This is a genomic window from Parabacteroides sp. AF14-59 (genome assembly GCF_003479515.1).
Classification (GTDB): domain Bacteria; phylum Bacteroidota; class Bacteroidia; order Bacteroidales; family Tannerellaceae; genus Parabacteroides; species Parabacteroides faecis.
Map to the genome: position 1 here is coordinate 181,717 of NZ_QUHH01000008.1, position 16,547 is coordinate 198,263.

The 16,547-nt window shown below is 43.1% G+C and carries 13 protein-coding genes and 1 tRNA gene; 8 read left to right on the plus strand and 6 right to left on the minus strand.

All coding sequences use genetic code 11. The features are described from left to right. Nucleotides 1–14 precede the first annotated feature (14 nt). The 6 genes from DWW23_RS11295 to DWW23_RS11320 all read left to right on the plus strand — a co-directional run bounded on the left by DWW23_RS11295 (nucleotide 15) and on the right by DWW23_RS11320 (nucleotide 7,361). On the plus strand, nucleotides 15–2,630 hold the full coding sequence (locus DWW23_RS11295) for a valine--tRNA ligase (RefSeq protein WP_122353376.1): 2,616 nt from the start codon (nucleotides 15–17) through the stop codon (nucleotides 2,628–2,630). Between the two features lie 251 nt (nucleotides 2,631–2,881). Next, nucleotides 2,882–4,750, plus strand: coding sequence for a HAMP domain-containing sensor histidine kinase (locus DWW23_RS11300; protein ID WP_233564316.1), 1,869 nt, complete (start codon nucleotides 2,882–2,884; stop codon nucleotides 4,748–4,750). A 25-nt stretch (nucleotides 4,751–4,775) separates the two neighbouring features. Further along, nucleotides 4,776–5,627 (plus strand): sugar phosphate isomerase/epimerase, encoded by an 852-nt coding sequence (locus DWW23_RS11305; protein WP_122353378.1) that lies wholly within the window; start codon nucleotides 4,776–4,778, stop codon nucleotides 5,625–5,627. Nucleotides 5,628–5,670: 43 nt separating this feature from the next. Beyond that, nucleotides 5,671–6,702, plus strand: a complete 1,032-nt coding sequence (locus DWW23_RS11310; RefSeq protein ID WP_122353379.1) for a DUF6340 family protein — start codon at nucleotides 5,671–5,673, stop codon at nucleotides 6,700–6,702. Nucleotides 6,703–6,769: 67 nt separating this feature from the next. Beyond that, on the plus strand, nucleotides 6,770–7,231 hold the full coding sequence (locus DWW23_RS11315) for a hypothetical protein (protein WP_122353380.1): 462 nt from the start codon (nucleotides 6,770–6,772) through the stop codon (nucleotides 7,229–7,231). Between the two features lie 57 nt (nucleotides 7,232–7,288). Then, nucleotides 7,289–7,361, plus strand: a tRNA-Thr gene (locus tag DWW23_RS11320). 100 nt (nucleotides 7,362–7,461) lie between these two features. On the opposite strand, the gene DWW23_RS11325 is transcribed toward DWW23_RS11320, so the two are convergent. Further along, nucleotides 7,462–8,646, minus strand: coding sequence for a 6-bladed beta-propeller (locus DWW23_RS11325; RefSeq protein WP_122353381.1), 1,185 nt, complete (start codon nucleotides 8,644–8,646; stop codon nucleotides 7,462–7,464). Nucleotides 8,647–8,845: 199 nt separating this feature from the next. On the opposite strand from DWW23_RS11325, the gene DWW23_RS11330 reads away from it, so the two are divergent. Further along, complete coding sequence (locus DWW23_RS11330) at nucleotides 8,846–11,758, plus strand: ATP-binding cassette domain-containing protein (protein WP_122353382.1); 2,913 nt, start codon at nucleotides 8,846–8,848, stop codon at nucleotides 11,756–11,758. 32 nt (nucleotides 11,759–11,790) lie between these two features. Beyond that, complete coding sequence (locus tag DWW23_RS11335; protein ID WP_122353383.1) at nucleotides 11,791–12,621, plus strand: hypothetical protein; 831 nt, start codon at nucleotides 11,791–11,793, stop codon at nucleotides 12,619–12,621. Nucleotides 12,622–12,677: 56 nt separating this feature from the next. On the opposite strand, the gene DWW23_RS11340 is transcribed toward DWW23_RS11335, so the two are convergent. The 5 genes from DWW23_RS11340 to DWW23_RS11360 are packed head-to-tail and all read right to left on the minus strand — an operon-like array spanning nucleotide 12,678 to nucleotide 16,537. Further along, nucleotides 12,678–13,841, minus strand: coding sequence for a PP2C family protein-serine/threonine phosphatase (locus DWW23_RS11340; RefSeq protein ID WP_122353384.1), 1,164 nt, complete (start codon nucleotides 13,839–13,841; stop codon nucleotides 12,678–12,680). Between the two features lie 19 nt (nucleotides 13,842–13,860). After that, a complete protein-coding gene (locus DWW23_RS11345; protein WP_122353385.1) occupies nucleotides 13,861–14,694 on the minus strand; it encodes a sensor histidine kinase in 834 nt (277 codons plus the stop codon). Further along, nucleotides 14,687–15,805: a sensor histidine kinase gene (locus tag DWW23_RS11350; RefSeq protein ID WP_122353386.1), complete on the minus strand. Its 1,119-nt coding sequence runs from the start codon at nucleotides 15,803–15,805 to the stop codon at nucleotides 14,687–14,689. The genes DWW23_RS11345 and DWW23_RS11350 overlap by 8 nt, the downstream gene beginning before the upstream one ends. Nucleotide 15,806: 1 nt before the next feature. After that, nucleotides 15,807–16,217, minus strand: a complete 411-nt coding sequence (locus tag DWW23_RS11355) for an ATP-binding protein (protein WP_122353387.1) — start codon at nucleotides 16,215–16,217, stop codon at nucleotides 15,807–15,809. A 17-nt stretch (nucleotides 16,218–16,234) separates the two neighbouring features. Beyond that, nucleotides 16,235–16,537: an STAS domain-containing protein gene (locus tag DWW23_RS11360; RefSeq protein WP_122353388.1), complete on the minus strand. Its 303-nt coding sequence runs from the start codon at nucleotides 16,535–16,537 to the stop codon at nucleotides 16,235–16,237. Between the last annotated feature and the right edge of the window lie 10 nt (nucleotides 16,538–16,547).

Here is a 16,547-nt window from a genome sequence, read left to right on the forward strand (position 1 = left end):
TAGAATAAAACAATATGGAAATTGCAAGTAAGTACAATCCCGCAGAAGTAGAGGGAAAGTGGTATCAGTATTGGTTGGATAACGGCTTTTTCAAGTCGAAACCGGACGGTCGCGAACCGTACACAATCGTCATTCCGCCCCCTAACGTCACCGGCGTACTTCATATGGGACACATGCTTAACAATACCATTCAGGATATTCTGATCCGCCGTGCCCGTATGTTGGGAAAGAATGCTTGCTGGGTACCGGGTACTGACCATGCTTCTATCGCCACCGAGGCAAAGGTGGTGAACAGACTGGCACAGCAGGGAATCAAGAAAACGGACCTGACCCGTGATGAGTTCCTGAAACATGCCTGGGAATGGAAAGAAGAACACGGAGGTATCATCCTAAAACAGTTACGTAAACTGGGTGCATCCTGTGATTGGGACCGTACGGCTTTTACGATGGACGAAAAACGTTCGGAAAGCGTATTGAAGGTTTTTGTCGACCTGTTCGATAAGGGCTTGATATATCGCGGTGTACGTATGGTGAACTGGGACCCGCAGGCCTTGACCGCTCTTTCCGATGAAGAAGTAATCTACAAGGAAGAACATAGCAAACTGTTTTACCTCCGTTATAAAATCGAAGGAGAAGACGGTTATGCCGTTGTCGCAACTACCCGTCCGGAAACGATCATGGGCGATACCGCTATGTGTATCAATCCGAACGACCCGAAAAATCAGCATTTGAAAGGTAAGAAGGTGATCGTTCCGCTGGTAAACCGTGTGATCCCGGTTATTGAGGACGATTATGTAGATATCGAATTCGGTACAGGTTGCCTGAAAGTAACTCCGGCGCATGATGTAAATGACTATATGCTGGGCGAGAAATATAACTTGCCTTCCATCGATATCTTCAACGATAACGGAACACTGAGCGAAGCTGCCGGGCTGTATATCGGTATGGATCGCTTCGACGTTCGTACACAGATCGAAAAAGACCTGGAAGCGGCCGGACTGTTGGAAAAGGTGGAAGCATACGAAAATAAGGTAGGTTATTCGGAACGTACCAATGTGCCTATCGAACCGAAGCTGTCTATGCAGTGGTTCTTGAAAATGGAACATTTGGCACAGATCGCTTTGACACCGGTTATGAATGACGACCTGAAATTCTATCCGCCTAAGTTCAAGAATACATACCGCCACTGGATGGAGAACATCAAGGACTGGTGTATCAGCCGTCAGTTGTGGTGGGGACATCGTATCCCGGCTTATTACCTGCCGGAAGGTGGTTATGTGGTAGCCGAAACACCTGAAAAGGCATTGGAACTGGCGAAACAAAAGAATCCGGCACTGACAATGGGCGATCTTCGTCAGGACGACGATTGCCTGGATACCTGGTTCTCTTCCTGGTTGTGGCCGATCTCTCTGTTCGACGGTATCAATAACCCGGACAATGAAGAGATCAACTATTACTATCCGACCAGCGACCTGGTAACAGGACCGGATATCATCTTCTTCTGGGTGGCCCGCATGATTATGGCAGGTTACGAATACAGAGGCGACATGCCGTTCAAGAATGTTTACTTTACCGGTATCGTTCGTGATAAACTGGGACGTAAGATGTCGAAATCATTAGGAAACTCTCCCGACCCGTTATTGCTGATCGAACAGTATGGTGCCGATGGTGTCCGTATGGGATTGATGATGGCTGCACCTGCCGGAAATGATATTCCTTTCGATGAGGCATTATGCGAACAGGGACGTAACTTCAACAATAAAATATGGAATGCGTTCCGTCTGATCAAAGGTTGGACGGTCGATGATACGATTGCCCAACCTGAAGCATCGGCAACTGCCGTTAAATGGTTTAAGATGCAGTTGGATAAAACAATTGCCGAGGTAGACGATTTGTTCAGCAAGTACCGTCTGAGCGAAGCGATGATGGTTATCTATAAATTGTTCTGGGATGAATTCTCTTCCTGGTATCTGGAAATGATCAAGCCTGGTTATCAGCTGCCGATCGATAAGGAAACTTATCAGGCAACACTCGGTTTCTTCGACGCTTTGCTTCGTTTACTTCACCCGTTCATGCCGTTTATCACAGAAGAATTATGGCAGGCTCTTGAACCACGTAAGGAAGGTGAAAGTCTGATGGTAGCATTAATGCCTGAAGTTGCACCGGTAGATGAAGCCTATCTGGAATCATTCGAGATCGTGAAAGAGATCGTCAGTGGTGTCCGTACGATCCGTTTGCAGAAGAATATTCCGAATAAGGAAGAGTTGGCTTTACAGGTGTTGGGCGGTCACAACGACGCTTTTAACCCGGTGATTGCCAAGATGTGTAACTTGTCTGAAATTACTAAGACAGACGATAAAGCAGCCGGAGCCGTTTCCTTCCTGGTTCGCACCACGGAATATGCTGTTCCTCTGGGCAACATGATCAATGTAGAAGAAGAACTGGCTAAGCTGGAAGAAGAACTGAAGTATCAGCAAGGCTTCCTTAATTCCGTATTAAAGAAACTGAGCAATGAAAGTTTTGTAAGCAAAGCTCCGGCGAAAGTGATCGATATGGAACGTAAGAAACAGGCAGATGCCGAAAGTAAAATCAAGTCGATCGAAGAGAGTATTGCAGCATTGAAAAAATAAGGGATTTCTCTTTATTTTATATACAGGATGCACCCGTATTTGTCAGATAAACGGCAAATATGGGTGTTTTTCTTTTATTTATTGGGGCATAAGATATTATTTGTCTAATTTTTACTAACTTTCGACCTTTGATATATGGAGGATATGCAGAAATGAGGGTTTTGAAAGGAAAGTTGTTAATCATCTTTTGCCTTTTGTGGGTTTATTGTATCCCACAAGCAATATACGGTGCTGAAAGTATCGAAAAAACGTTGTCTCTGGATTCACTGTTTTTAATTGTGCAGGCGAATAATGGGAAACCTCAGGTGTATCAATATACTACTCAACTATTGGAAGAGGCCCAGCATCAGAAAAATCAAACCCAGATAGCAAATGCTTATTTTAGTTATGTGAGGTATTATTATGCAAAGAATCCTGACAGCATGTATTATTGGATGCAGCAGGCATTACCTTTATTTCTGGATCAAAAGCGCTATGAAGAATATTTCCGGATGAAAGCCTGGTATGTGTATGTCTTAACCCGTGCCAAAAAGAATGATGAAGTTTTGCAAAGTATCAATCAGATAAAAGAACAAGCTGAAGAGTTGGGATATCTGGATGGTATCGATATGGTTAACCAGGCTTTGGCTGATTTTTATTTATCAAATAATTTGTGTGATGAAGGTGTTGCTCTGTATGAGGAGATATTACGGAGTATGGAAATGCGTAATGCCCCTTTGATCAAGCGTATCAATATTATCCGTCAGTTAATGAATAAACCCAGGGACCTGAATGTGAAAATGAAATATATTCATCGTTTGGAGGAATATGTAAAGATTTGTCATACCCGTAAAATAGAGAAAATAGATGAGGAAAATCCGGTCTACTTTTTGGAATATGTTGTTCACAGACATTATGCGGTAGAATATATATTGATGGGTAAATTGAAAGAAGCGATGCAGCATATTCAGCAGGCGCAGAAACTGTTGAATAAATATGAAATGTTTAATTATCAATCAGAGTTGCAAACAATTTATGCTTCTTATTATCATCAGAGTAAACAATACGATAAGGCAATCGCTTTGTATGATTCCCTGTTATATTTATGGAAAACGCGGAATTCTATGTCTGCCTATCTGGAGGTAATGAAGAACAAAGCGGAGATTTTGGATGAAAGCGGACGGTACAAGCAGGCTGTCCAGGTTTATCAGGAATATGCTGTTTTGAATGATTCTCTGTCCAAAGTACGTTATTATAAGGAATTGGCAGAGATGAAAACGCAACATGAAGTGGATAAACTGGAGCTTCAGAATAAGCAAATGGACCTGGAGGTAACAGAAGCTCATTCCCAGATGTTGAAAATGGGGGGCGGACTTGGTTTTCTGTTTCTTTTATGTTGTTTGTTGGGGTATATTTCTTATAGCCGCCATCGCTATGGGTTGCAACTGAAGCTGGCCAAGGAAAAGGCTGAAGAAGCCGATCATCTGAAATCAGCTTTCCTGGCTAATATGAACCATGAGATACGGACACCGCTGAATGCTATCGTCGGTTTTTCCCAGATTCTGATCGATGAGGAAGATGTCGAGACCCGGCAGGAATATGCTAATATTATTCAAAATAACAATGAGCTGCTTCAGCGTCTGATCACTGACGTACTGGATCTTTCAAAGATCGAATCGAATACTATGACGCTTCATTATGCAGAATATGAGCTTTCTGTCCTGATGAAAGAGATTTATAATGTCATTCTTATGCGCATGCCGGAAGGAGTGGAGTTGCAACTAAATAACTGTCCCCAGCAACTTTTTTATACCGATCGTAACCGTCTTACGCAAATTCTTACTAACTTGCTGACCAATGCAATAAAGCATACGGAAAAAGGTTTTATCCGGCTTGGTTATGAAGTGACGGCAACGGATGTGGTCTTTTCTGTGGAAGATTCGGGTGAAGGTATTCCTGAAGACAAACTGGAGAAGATATTCAGCCGCTTCGTTCAATTGAATGACTGGAGCAAAGGGGTAGGACTGGGGTTAGCAATTTGTAAAGGACTTATTTCTCAGATGGGAGGAACGATCAGTGTATCTTCGCAGTTTGGTATAGGATCAACCTTTATTGTGACGTTACCCCTGAAAAAAACGTAACATATTTTATATACATTATTATACCATGGAGAATTCTAGAAGAAAATTTTTTAGACAAGGGCTTGCCGGTGCCTTATTGTTAGGATCGGCAGGAGTAGTAAAAGCTGGTTTGCCGGACCGGATCATTCCTAAAGCGGCGAAGTCGATCAATCCCTGGCATCTGGGGATGGCTGGTTATACATTTGTTAATTTTGATTTGGATACTACTCTGAAAACATTGCAGAGACTCGATATTCATTATCTTTGTATCAAGGATTTCCACTTGCCGCTGGATAGTACCGATGAACAGATCAAGGCATTTCATGATAAATGTGCTGCTCATAAAGTAACCGGCTATGCTGTTGGACCTATATATATGAAGAGCGAAGCGGAGATCGATCGTGGTTTCGAGTATGCGAAACGCGTGGGTGTAAAGCTTATTGTGGGCGTTCCCAATTATGAATTGCTCCCTTATGTGGACAAGAAAGTAAAGGAATACGACTTCAATTATGCGATCCATCTGCATGGGCCCGATATTAAAACTTATCCGGATGCGACAGATGTTTGGGAGCATACGAAAGATCTGGATCCGCGTATCGGAATGTGTCTGGATATTGGCCACGATCTGCGTAATGGTTGCAATCCGGTGACAGACTTGAAAAAATATCATACCCGTGTGTTTGATATGCATATTAAAGATGTGACGGATTCTTCGAAAGCAGGTGTCGGCATAGAGATCGGACGTGGAAAAATAGACTTCCCGGCATTAATGAAAATGATGCGTGAAGTCAACTATACCGGAATGTGTAGTCTTGAATATGAAAAGGATATGAAAGATCCTTTCCTGGGTATAGCTGAATCGATCGGCTATTTCAAGGCGGTGAGTGATATTGTATAATTAGGGGCGCAAGTCATTGCGCCTCCTCTAATAGTAAAAAGTGATGAGAGTTGCATATTGTTTATTGAGCGTTTGCTTATTAGCCTCCTGTAGTTCTGTGAACTATGTGGGGATCGAGACTTACAACCCGGCCGAGATAACATTTCCCGGTAATGTCGGTAAGATCCTGGTAGTGAACAATGCTATCCCTCAACCGGACGATGTCGGGTGTGAGTTCATGTTGTTTGGCGAAAAGGTGGATACTTGCAGGGTAAAAGCCGATAGTGCCTTGTTTTATGCCTGTAATGGGTTAGGAAAAGCAATGGCTGATATCTCCTTTTTTAAGGATGTGCTTCTCTATCATGATGCTGTCCGTACGGATGATGTCTATTATGAAGACAAGAAACTGACGCCGGATCAGGTAAAGGCGTTGTGTGAGGAAACCGGAACGGATGCGGTGGTTTCCGTCGATCGTATGTTGTTCGAATCAAAGAAAAATATTGTAGCTTATCCGGAAGGTTATGTCGGAGGAGAAATTCAGGTGAAAATCTCCGGGGTTGTGCGTGGCTATCTTCCCGGCAGGCCGAATCCGTTGGCTACGGTTTATGTTGCCGATAGTGTCTTTTTTAATGAGGAGGCTCCCAACCAGATTATTCTTGACAGGTTCCTACCTTCATCGGAAAACGCGTTACGTGCTTCCGCGGAATATATAGGAATGAAAACCAGTCCGAACTTTGTTCCTCACTGGAATAGCGAGACACGTTGGTTCTATACCGGTATGGGGTCACGATGGAAGGAAGCTTCGGCTTATGCACAGTCCGAGAAGTGGGATAAGGCCGTTGAGCACTGGAAACATTTATATGAGAATTCAGGTAGTTGGAAGTCGAAAGCGAAAGCTGCATCCAATATCGCTCTGGGGTGTGAGATGAAGACCGAATTGGAGGAAGCCTATGAATGGGCGAATAAATCAGGCGAGTTATTTAAAAAAGGAGAAGGTGAAGACGGTAAGAATGCGAAACTTTTGCAGCTTTATATAGAGGTGTTACGTAACCGGGTCCGTTCAGATAAAAAACTTAACATGCAATTTGGAGAATAATATCATATATTCTCCGAATTATTATTACTTTTGACAGACGATTCGAAAAAAGAATAAAAAAAGAGTTATGAGTGCAAATAATGCAAAGATTCAGTCTGTCCTGGAGACAACATTCACTTCTGCCATCAACAAATTGACTGCTGAAGATTCTACCGGCTATTACAGCGATTTATATGTCCAGGCTGATCCTGAAAGCGGGGAATTGCAAATCTATGACGAAGAAGAACGATTATTGGATAAAGTAATTGTTTTTGATTGGGTAGGTTGTCCCTGTGAAGAAGAACAGTTCAATAAGCAGGTAGCCAACACTGTAAAATCTGTGCTGACTCTTTTAGTTGCGAAAAAAGTTTTTGATAGTCCTCATATAATGAAACCTTTCTCTGTCAGCCTGACGGATGAGGATTTCGTTGTAATAGAGGAACTTCTATTCATTGACGACGAGCTTTTACGGGCAGACGATCCGCTGTTGAAAGATTTAGATGCAGATTTAGATGATTTTTTAGCCAAACTTCTTTCAGATGTCGAATAGACTTTTTACCTTTGTGCCCGGATTGAAAAACAAGTAACAATAACAATATAGTTTGTTGCCGAAATAGCTCAGTTGGTAGAGCAATTCATTCGTAATGAATAGGTCGCCGGTTCGAGTCCGGCTTTCGGCTCTCTTTTCAAGTAAAATAAAAACAGCGGCTCTAAAGTCGCTGTTTTTTTATTGTCAGGTTTCTCCTGAAAAAGAACAATAGCCTTATAGAAGCAATATGTTTATAGCTTGAATTTGATGATCCTGACTACCGGATTGTCGTCTTCGACAAGTTTTTTCGCAATCTTATCTCCATTCCCAGCCAATCTTTTTCCATGATAAGCATCTATTACAGCTGATGCCTGAATCAGTTCGGCTACCATATTCCTGGCAATGGCGGGTGACCCTTCCGGCGACCATCTTCCCTGACTCCACGCTCTTGTGTCATATTCTGCATCCAAAATTGGAACTTTCTTTATTTCACCGGTTTTTAATTCATACATGAACGTGGGGATCGGTCCGCCTTTCAAATTATTAAAATCTAAAAGAAGTGTACCGATCAACATGTATTTATCAGTTGTAACAAGAGGAATCCATATATTCCGGGGCTCGGCAGCATGAGTCGATGGAGTGCGGGTTAATAAAGGTATTAGTCCTTTGCTTGGTGATAATTGGTAGAGTGTGTCGGACGATATATCTGCAATCATCAGATCCGGGCCATAATGTATGTTTTGAGGATAATAAATACCAAAAGCTCTCCACATATTGTTCTCTAATTTTTGCGGAATCTTGTTTGAATATCTTTCTGTAAAATGAATATCCAATACGGAAATCAGACTGCCGTCTTTCTTGGATACCAGGCGGTAAGGTGATGTTTTTGTCTTTTTCTCACGACCAGGTTCAATGATTACGCCTTCGTAAATGAGCAGCGATTCATCATCAAAATCAAATATACTCATCTCATTATCGAATGTGTTTATTTTTAATGTTCGTTTGTAGTCACCCTTCAGGGAATAAACCTGAATGTACTGGGAACACACATAGATTTCCTCTTTCTTTTCATCAAAGATTGTTCCTACATTGATCCATGTGTATTCCTGGCCACTCTGCCCTTTATGGTTAAAGTGAGAATAAAGTTTTCCCGTATTACGATCGAAAACAAAGATGTCACCATGCCGGGTTTCATGTACAAGGATATATTTGTCGGTGACAGCGGAGAGTACAGCCCCATCACTCAATAAAATATCATCAGTCGTCTCGAGCGGCACATATTCAATATCAGCCATCTCTTGAAGACGCATCTTTTTTTGAGGATAGTTCTTTGAAAAATCAAATACCGGTAAGTTGCCTGCCTTCGATTGGGCATTGATTATCTGACATCCCATTAAAATGAATGGAATTACTAAGAGGAGCTTTGTTGTTTTCATAGTATTTCTTTTTTATTGATGAATTGAACTTTATTACCTGATACTTTGTAAAGTTGCAAAAAATTATTCTCAATGAGCCGTATTCCTTTATTTTTATTATTTAATCGGAATGTTTTGTTTGGATATTTCGCCTAACCTGTCGATTCTTGTTATATTTGTAATCTGATTGATTATTATACAGATAAATAACAGACAAGCAATGAATGAGACCATACTGAACGGACTACTGAATCTATTTGCCATTTTTGCCTCTTCCGTACGCATTGAAAGGGAACAGGCCAGCCGCGCCGTTCATTCTTATTTGTCAAGCCATTTCGGAGTACGGTCCCATAAAGAATATATCGAACTGTATAATGCTTTACGCGATATGTATGACGATTCGCTTTTTGCACTAGACAAGGAGCAGATCGTACGTAATATCTGTGAGCAAATGAAAGTAAAGTTACGAGCTGAGGAACAATTGCTTTTGCTGATCCGTTTTGTAGAATTTGCTTATACGAACAGTAAAGAAGCGGATGAGCATATGGCTCTTTTCCGTTTGGTCGCAGATATATTTGCTATTCCCCAGGATGAATTTGATGATTCGCTGGCTTTTATCACAGGCAGACCTTCCGCCTCTTTATTGACGATCAGTGGTGAAGACGAGACCGACGGCAACCACATCTGGCGGAAAGGTATGGAGGGGATTATCCGTGTATTCTTTATACGCCGTTTTGATAAGCAGATATTTACTTATCATGGGTGCGGGCAGGTCTTTATGAACGATATTCCTCTTTCGCCGGATATGTTTTATGCCTGGCAGCATAGCAGCGTGTTGAAGGGGCCGTTGTTCCTTCCTGTTTATTATAGCGATTTACTTACCGTTTTCAATAAGAATGAAAAAAAGGAGATCGTTCGTTTGGCTGGGCGGGATATTGATTTTACGTTTAAGAACAGTCGTAACGGACTGCATAATTTTTCTTTCAATCTGGAATCCGGACAGTTGGTTGCCATTATGGGGGGAAGCGGGGTAGGTAAGTCTACCTTGCTGGGTATTATGAATGGAAATATTCGTCCTGATCAGGGTACTATTACCGTGAACGGGCATCCGCTCGAATCACCCGAGGCACGCCGGCTGATCGGTTTTGTTCCTCAGGATGATTTACTGATCGAGGAACTGACGGTCTATCAGAATCTTTTATATACTGCCCGACTTTGCTTCGCCTGCCTTTCCGACCAGGAAATAGGGGAACGGGTAGATACCGTATTGAAAGAATTAGGTCTGGAAGAAATAAAAGACCTGGAAGTCGGATCCCCTATCCGTAAAACGATCAGTGGGGGACAACGGAAACGTCTTAATATCGCGCTCGAATTGATCCGCGAACCGGCTATCCTTTATCTGGATGAGCCAACTTCCGGACTTTCATCATCGGATTCGGAGAAAGTAATCATACTTTTGAAGGAACAGACGCATCGGGGTAAGCTTGTGGTGGTGAATATCCATCAGCCTTCATCTGAAATATATAAACTGTTCGATCGTTTATGGCTGTTGGATAAAGGCGGTTATCCTATTTATGATGGGAATCCGATAGAGGCTATTACCTATTTTAAACAGGCGGCAAAATATACCGATCCGGATATCAGCGTATGTAGTGCCTGCGGAAATGTGAACCCTGAGTTGATCCTGAATATCATCGATTCCAAGAAGATCGACGATTCGGGTAACCAAACTGATATCCGTAAGTTTACACCGGAGGAATGGCATGAAGAATATCTACGTTCACGTCCGTCTTTTTCGCCGGTGAGTGAGGAAGAGCTGCCGGAAAATCTGCAGAAGAAGCCTTCCTGGTTCAAACAATTCATGATTTTCCTGGAAAGAAATGTCCGGACGAAGTTGGCGAATAAGCAATATCTGGCCATTACCTTGCTGGAGGCTCCTTTGCTGGCGTTGATCGTGGCACTTCTGACACGTTATGTGGACGGAGGCGAATATACATTGCTTACGAATAAGAATTTTGTCTCCTATATCTTTATGGCTGTGATCGTGGTGACCTTCATGGGGCTAAGTATCAGTGCCGAAGAGATTATAAAGGACCGGACGATCCTGAAACGGGAACATTTTCTCCGGTTGAGCCGCAGCAGCTATCTGACTTCCAAGATGATTTATCTGTTGTTTATTTCCGGTCTTCAATCCTTCTTGTTCATAGCTGTGGGAAATGCCATCATTGGAGTAGGCGGAGAGATGTTCTTTATCTGGTGGAGTGTCCTGTGGGCTACTTCTTTCCTGGCGAACCTTACTGGTCTCATCTTGTCTCAAACGATGAGTTCGGTGGTTGCCATCTATATTACGATTCCGCTTTTGCTGATTCCTCAGATATTACTTTGCGGGTTGGTAATCAAGTTCGACGATCTGAATACCCGTGCTTCCGATGAGAACATTGTCCCGCTGATCGGTGAGATAATCCCTTCGCGCTGGGCTTTCGAGGCGCTGATGGTCGAGCAGTTTTGTGATAATGCCTACAACCGGACCTATTTCCCGATCGAAAAAGAAAAGTATCTGGCGCAATATTATGAGAATGTACATTTGCCGGAAGTCCGGACATTGGCAGAACAGATCGCAACCGCTGACGATCCGGGAAAACGGAAAACGGTTGAAAATGAACTGGCCGTATTAGCCCGTGCAGCCCGCATCGAACCGCGTACAGAAGGGGAGAACTATCTCTCTTATCTGGGTAAGGTTGCAGCCGCATTACATCAACGTGCCCATAATTTTACGGCTTATCTGGATCAGGTACAACGTGAACAGAGCAATGAAAAAGGTGCGGAATGGTTGACCGAACAGAAAAAAGCCCATCATAATATGGCTATAGAGGATCTGGTGATGGGAACCGGCAGCCGTCATTTATATAAAGAAACGAACAATCGTATTTACCCGCTTGTCGGTACTGTTTATGTGGAACCGGATAACCGTTGGGGGCGTGCGGCCTTCTATAGTCATGAGAAAAACTGGGGCGGATTTTATTTTTCTACCTATAAATTTAATTTATTGGTTATAGGTTTCTTTGCATTATTAGCGATTATCGCTATATTCGCAGAGTTTCCCGGGCGTTTCTTTAAACAGGACGAAGGATGAAGTTTGAAATATAAATTATTAAATTATACAATATGAAAAAGAGTGTATTAAGCATGCTCGCCGTAGCAGCATTAGTGTTTGGAATGACTTCCTGCAACGGAGCCAAAAAATCAAACGAACAAGCCAAAGAAACTGAGGAAGCTGCCGTTATAGCAGGTCAGGCACCTAAAGACCTGTTAACCGAGGAGTTGAAACAAGAAACGATCAAATTACTGAAAGACATGCCGGATTCTGAAATCCCTTATCGTCTGACAAGTGGTGAAGTAAAAGTAAATGTAGGTGATGTAAAATATATGTTGCCGACAGCTAAAGCTGCCGAATTAAGCACACCGGCACAGAAAGCCCGTGCATTGGGAATGTATATGGCTGACTATAACGTGCTGAAAGCAATGGGACAGCCTGCCGCTGAAGTAGAAGCTGTAATTGCTAAACTGGCTACCGACCTGAATATCTCTTTCGTTCTGGATATCCTGAAAGAACAGGCTCCGAAAGATGCAACAAAAGAACAGGTACAGGCATTCCTTCAATCTCAGGAAGATAAAATCATCGAAAAGATGGCTGCAGAAAACAAAATCGACGTTGAAGTTGAAATGTTAGGTGCTGCTTCTGCCGAATATGCTTGTCTGATCGCTAATCCTACATTGGTAGTAAAAGGCGATGCTACATCTGCCGGTCTTTCTGCTAATATGGAAAAACGTGTTAGCATGTTGGAAGAAGTGGTTGCCGACCTGGCTAATTATTATCCCGACCTGAAACAACTGGGTGCGGCTATTTCACCGTTGAAAGAAAAGGTTGCAACTATTCAGGATGCAAGAGCTGCTAATGCAGAGATCACAGGTATCCGCGATTCATTGCTGAAATAAGTTATATATAATATAATGTATAGAAAAAGGCTGTCGGAAGACAGCCTTTTTTGTTTTTATCCTTTGTAAGCGATCGATAGTAATGTTATATCATCCGATTGTACGGCATCTACGACAAATTCGCCAACTGTTTCAGTAATTTTATCTACTACCTCTTTCGGTTTCTTTCCTGCCAGTTCCCGGCAATTATCGAGTAACCGGCGTTCGCTGTATAGTTCGTGTTTCTTGTTCATCGCTTCCGTTACTCCGTCGGTGTAAAGGAACAGATTATCGCCGGGAGTGAGTTTCAACTCTTTCTCGTGATAAGTGGCATCGCTCATGGCTCCCAGTATCATGTCATTGGTAGTCGGGACTTTTGAAACGGAACCATCCTTCTTCATCAGAATCGGTGGATTATGTCCGGCGTTGCAATAAGTAACGATGCCCGTTCGGATATTCAGAATACCGTAGAATACGGTGACGAACATGTCGTTCACACTTTCCTGGCAGAGAATACTATTGGAACGTTGCATACACAAAGCGGCGGAGTTTTCGGTAAGTGCAATGGCACGTATCACCGTGCGGCTGATTGCCATAAAGATGGCAGCCGGTACCCCTTTGCCCGATACGTCGGCTATGACAAACCCCAGCCGGTCTTCTCCGATACGGAAAAAATCATAGAAGTCGCCTCCCACATATTTTGCGGCACTCATGTAAGCATACAAGTCGAATGATTTCAAATCCGGGAACGGAGGAAACGTCTTCGGCAGGATCGTTTGTTGTATTTCCTGAGCCACATGCAAATCATTCTGAATGGATTCCAGTTGCGTATGTTCTTGCTGGGCCTGTTTGATAAAGGCGATCTGTTCGGCAGCCTTTTCGATGGTCCGTTCCAGATCTTCCAGGTTGATCGGTTTCGTTGTGAAGTCGAATGCTCCCTGGTTCATGGCGCTTCGGATATTTTCCATATCGCCGTAGGCCGATACCATAATACATTTGAGTGCCGGGTTGCGCATCTCGTTGATTTTGGTGAGCAAGGTCAGACCGTCCATTTCAGGCATATTGATATCGCTCAGGATCACATCGAAGTCTGGTTTGGCAAGCAACATCTGGAGTGCTTCCAGTCCGTTGTGGGCAAATGAAAATTCATATTCGCCTTTCTTTATCTTGCGACGAAAATATTGGGTTAACAATATTTCCAGGTCCAGTTCATCGTCTACACTTAATATTTTTATAGCCATAGTAGCGTTGTTTCTGTAATTATTGAATCGGAATGGTGATAGTAAAACGAGTAAACTCGTTGGGTTGGGATTCCAGTTCTATCGTTCCGTTATGTTTTTGTTCGATGATCGATTTAGTGATGGAGAGACCTAAGCCTGTCCCTTCTCCCAGCGGTTTGGTCGTGAAGAACGGGGTATAGAGTTTCTCTTTAACTTCGTCCGTGATACCAGAACCGTTATCTTCGATCGTGAGGCGCACTTTATCACCGTCTTTCTTCAGGCTCACTTTAATGGTCGGTTTGTAAGGTGTTTCAGTCGCACCTTTCGACTTGTTGAATACAGCATAACACGCATTATTCATCAGATTGAGTACTGCGCGGCTGAAATCCTGCGGGATCACCTTGACCAATTGAAGCGTATCGTCGTATTCTTCTTCGATAGCAACGTTGAAGCTCTTATTGTTAGCCCGTACCGCATGGTAGGAAAGCCATACGTATTCTTTGGTCAGTTGACACAGATTGGTAGGAATATATTCATCGTCCTTTCCGCGTGAATAGAGCAGGATGCCCCGGATAACGCTGGATGCCCGGTTGCCGTTCTCTTCAATCTTGTTCATGTTACCTTTCAGATCCTCCATGATTTCCCGGAGTTCTTCGTCAGCATCTGCCGGCAGTTTGTCTTTCAGTTCGTCCAGTACTTCTTCCATATCCTGCAACAACTTGCACGATAGTTTGCTGAAGTTGATCACAAAGTTGAGCGGGTTCTGTATCTCGTGTGCAATACCTGCGCTCAACAGTCCGAGTGAAGCCATCTTTTCCTGTTGACTGACTTGTTTTTTCAGACGTTCAATTTCTTGTTTGCTGTTATCACTCATTGTTGCTCTTTTGATAAATAGGAATAGAAATCATGAACTCAGTGAAGTTGTCCTTCTCACTCTTAACGATGATGGAACCATGATGGTTCAGGATAACTTCCCGGCAGAGGTATAAACCGACACCTGCCGCTTCGGCAGTAGGTTTAGTTGTAAAGAACGGTTCGAATATCTTATTCTTGATATTATCTTCGATACCGATACCGTTGTCACGGATGCTGATATAAATCGTTCCGTTCAGTCTCTTCTCCACCTGGATCGTGATGACCGGGGAGAACTCTTCTTTCTGCAACTTTTTCAGCAATGCATAGATACTGTTTTTCAATAAGCTGAGCATTACTTTGTTCATTTGTTCGATATCTATCTCTGCCATGGCAGGTTCTGCCGGGCATAGGATATCGATCTGTATCTGTTTACTTTCGATCTCTTCTTTGAACGCTTTGCGGATCACGTCTACATTCACTTTACAGAGTTCGCAGATATCGGTAGAAGTGGCATTGCCGTTCCTGTCTTTCAACAGTTCCTCCATCGCTTTCACGATCCGCACGGTGTTGCAGCCATGCTCATTGATTTTTTGCAGGTTGCTGTTGATCATATCGAGTATTTCGATGCTGTCGGCATAGTTCTCTTTCGACATGACCGCCTGTTCTTCCGTGATGTTAGCCTTCAGGTCTTTGATCAGGTTGGCGGAAAGTCCGGCAAAGTTATTGATGTAGTTGATCGGGTTCAGGATACGGTCGACCAGTCCTTGTGTCAATTGGCCGACGGTTGCCAGTTTTTCTTTGCGGACAAGTTCGTCCTGTGCTTTAGCCAGAGCATCCAGGGCATCAGAGAGTTTTTTGGACTCATTCAATACCTGGTCACGTTGGATACGGAGTTCGATGGTCCGTTCTTCCACGATCTTTGCCAGGTATTCTTTTTGCTTCAATTGTTTGCGAAACCGTCCTTTAATGATATAGAGGATGATAATTGTTACAATCGTGAGACCGGGAATCGTATCCCAGTCATAATAAAGACCGAGGATGACTACTATCCATCCCACCAGTGTCGCTTTCTCAATGATCCGTAATTTCAGCTTGAGTGCGCTTATCTCTTTGATGTCGAAGTCTGCCATATCAATGAATATCTTTTGTCATTGTGAGTATATTTTTTCCTGATGAACGGGAATAGGTGACTTCTGTCATCAGTTGTTTGACCAGATAGATCCCGAGACCTCCGATAGGCCGCTCTTCCGGCGGGAGGGTAATGTCGGGTTCCTTCATCTCCAGCGGATTAAAAGGTGTGCCTTTATCGGTGATGACGATCGTCAGCTGTTTGTTCCCATAGTTCATATCGATGCGTATATCCTGATCTTTTTTATCAGGGTAGGCATATAATATGACATTGGTCACCACCTCCTCGAGAGCCAGTTTGATTTGCATCGTCAACTGCTCTTCCAGTCCGTAAGCGGAGGCGTGCAGGTCCAGAAACTCATACAAACGGGTGAGCTGCTCCAGTTCGTTCTTTATGTGTAACGTGTTTATCATCTGCCGGTACGGGGCGCTTAGGATTCGATGGTAAGGAAAGAAGAGAAACCGGTGATATTCAGAATATCTATGATGTCCTGTTGCAGGTTTCTCAGACGGAAAGTACCGTTTTTTGCTTTCATACCTTTCTGCAGGGTCAACAGCAAACGAAGTCCGGCGCTACTGATATAAGTGAGCTCCGTTCCATCGAGTACTACAGTATGTACATCTTCTGCAAGTATTTTAGTGATCTCTTTTTCAAAATCAGCAGAAGTAAGTGTGTCTAACTGACCGGAAAGGTTGATGATTGTTTCGTTTCCGTTTTTTACTGTGATCTTCATATATTGTTTT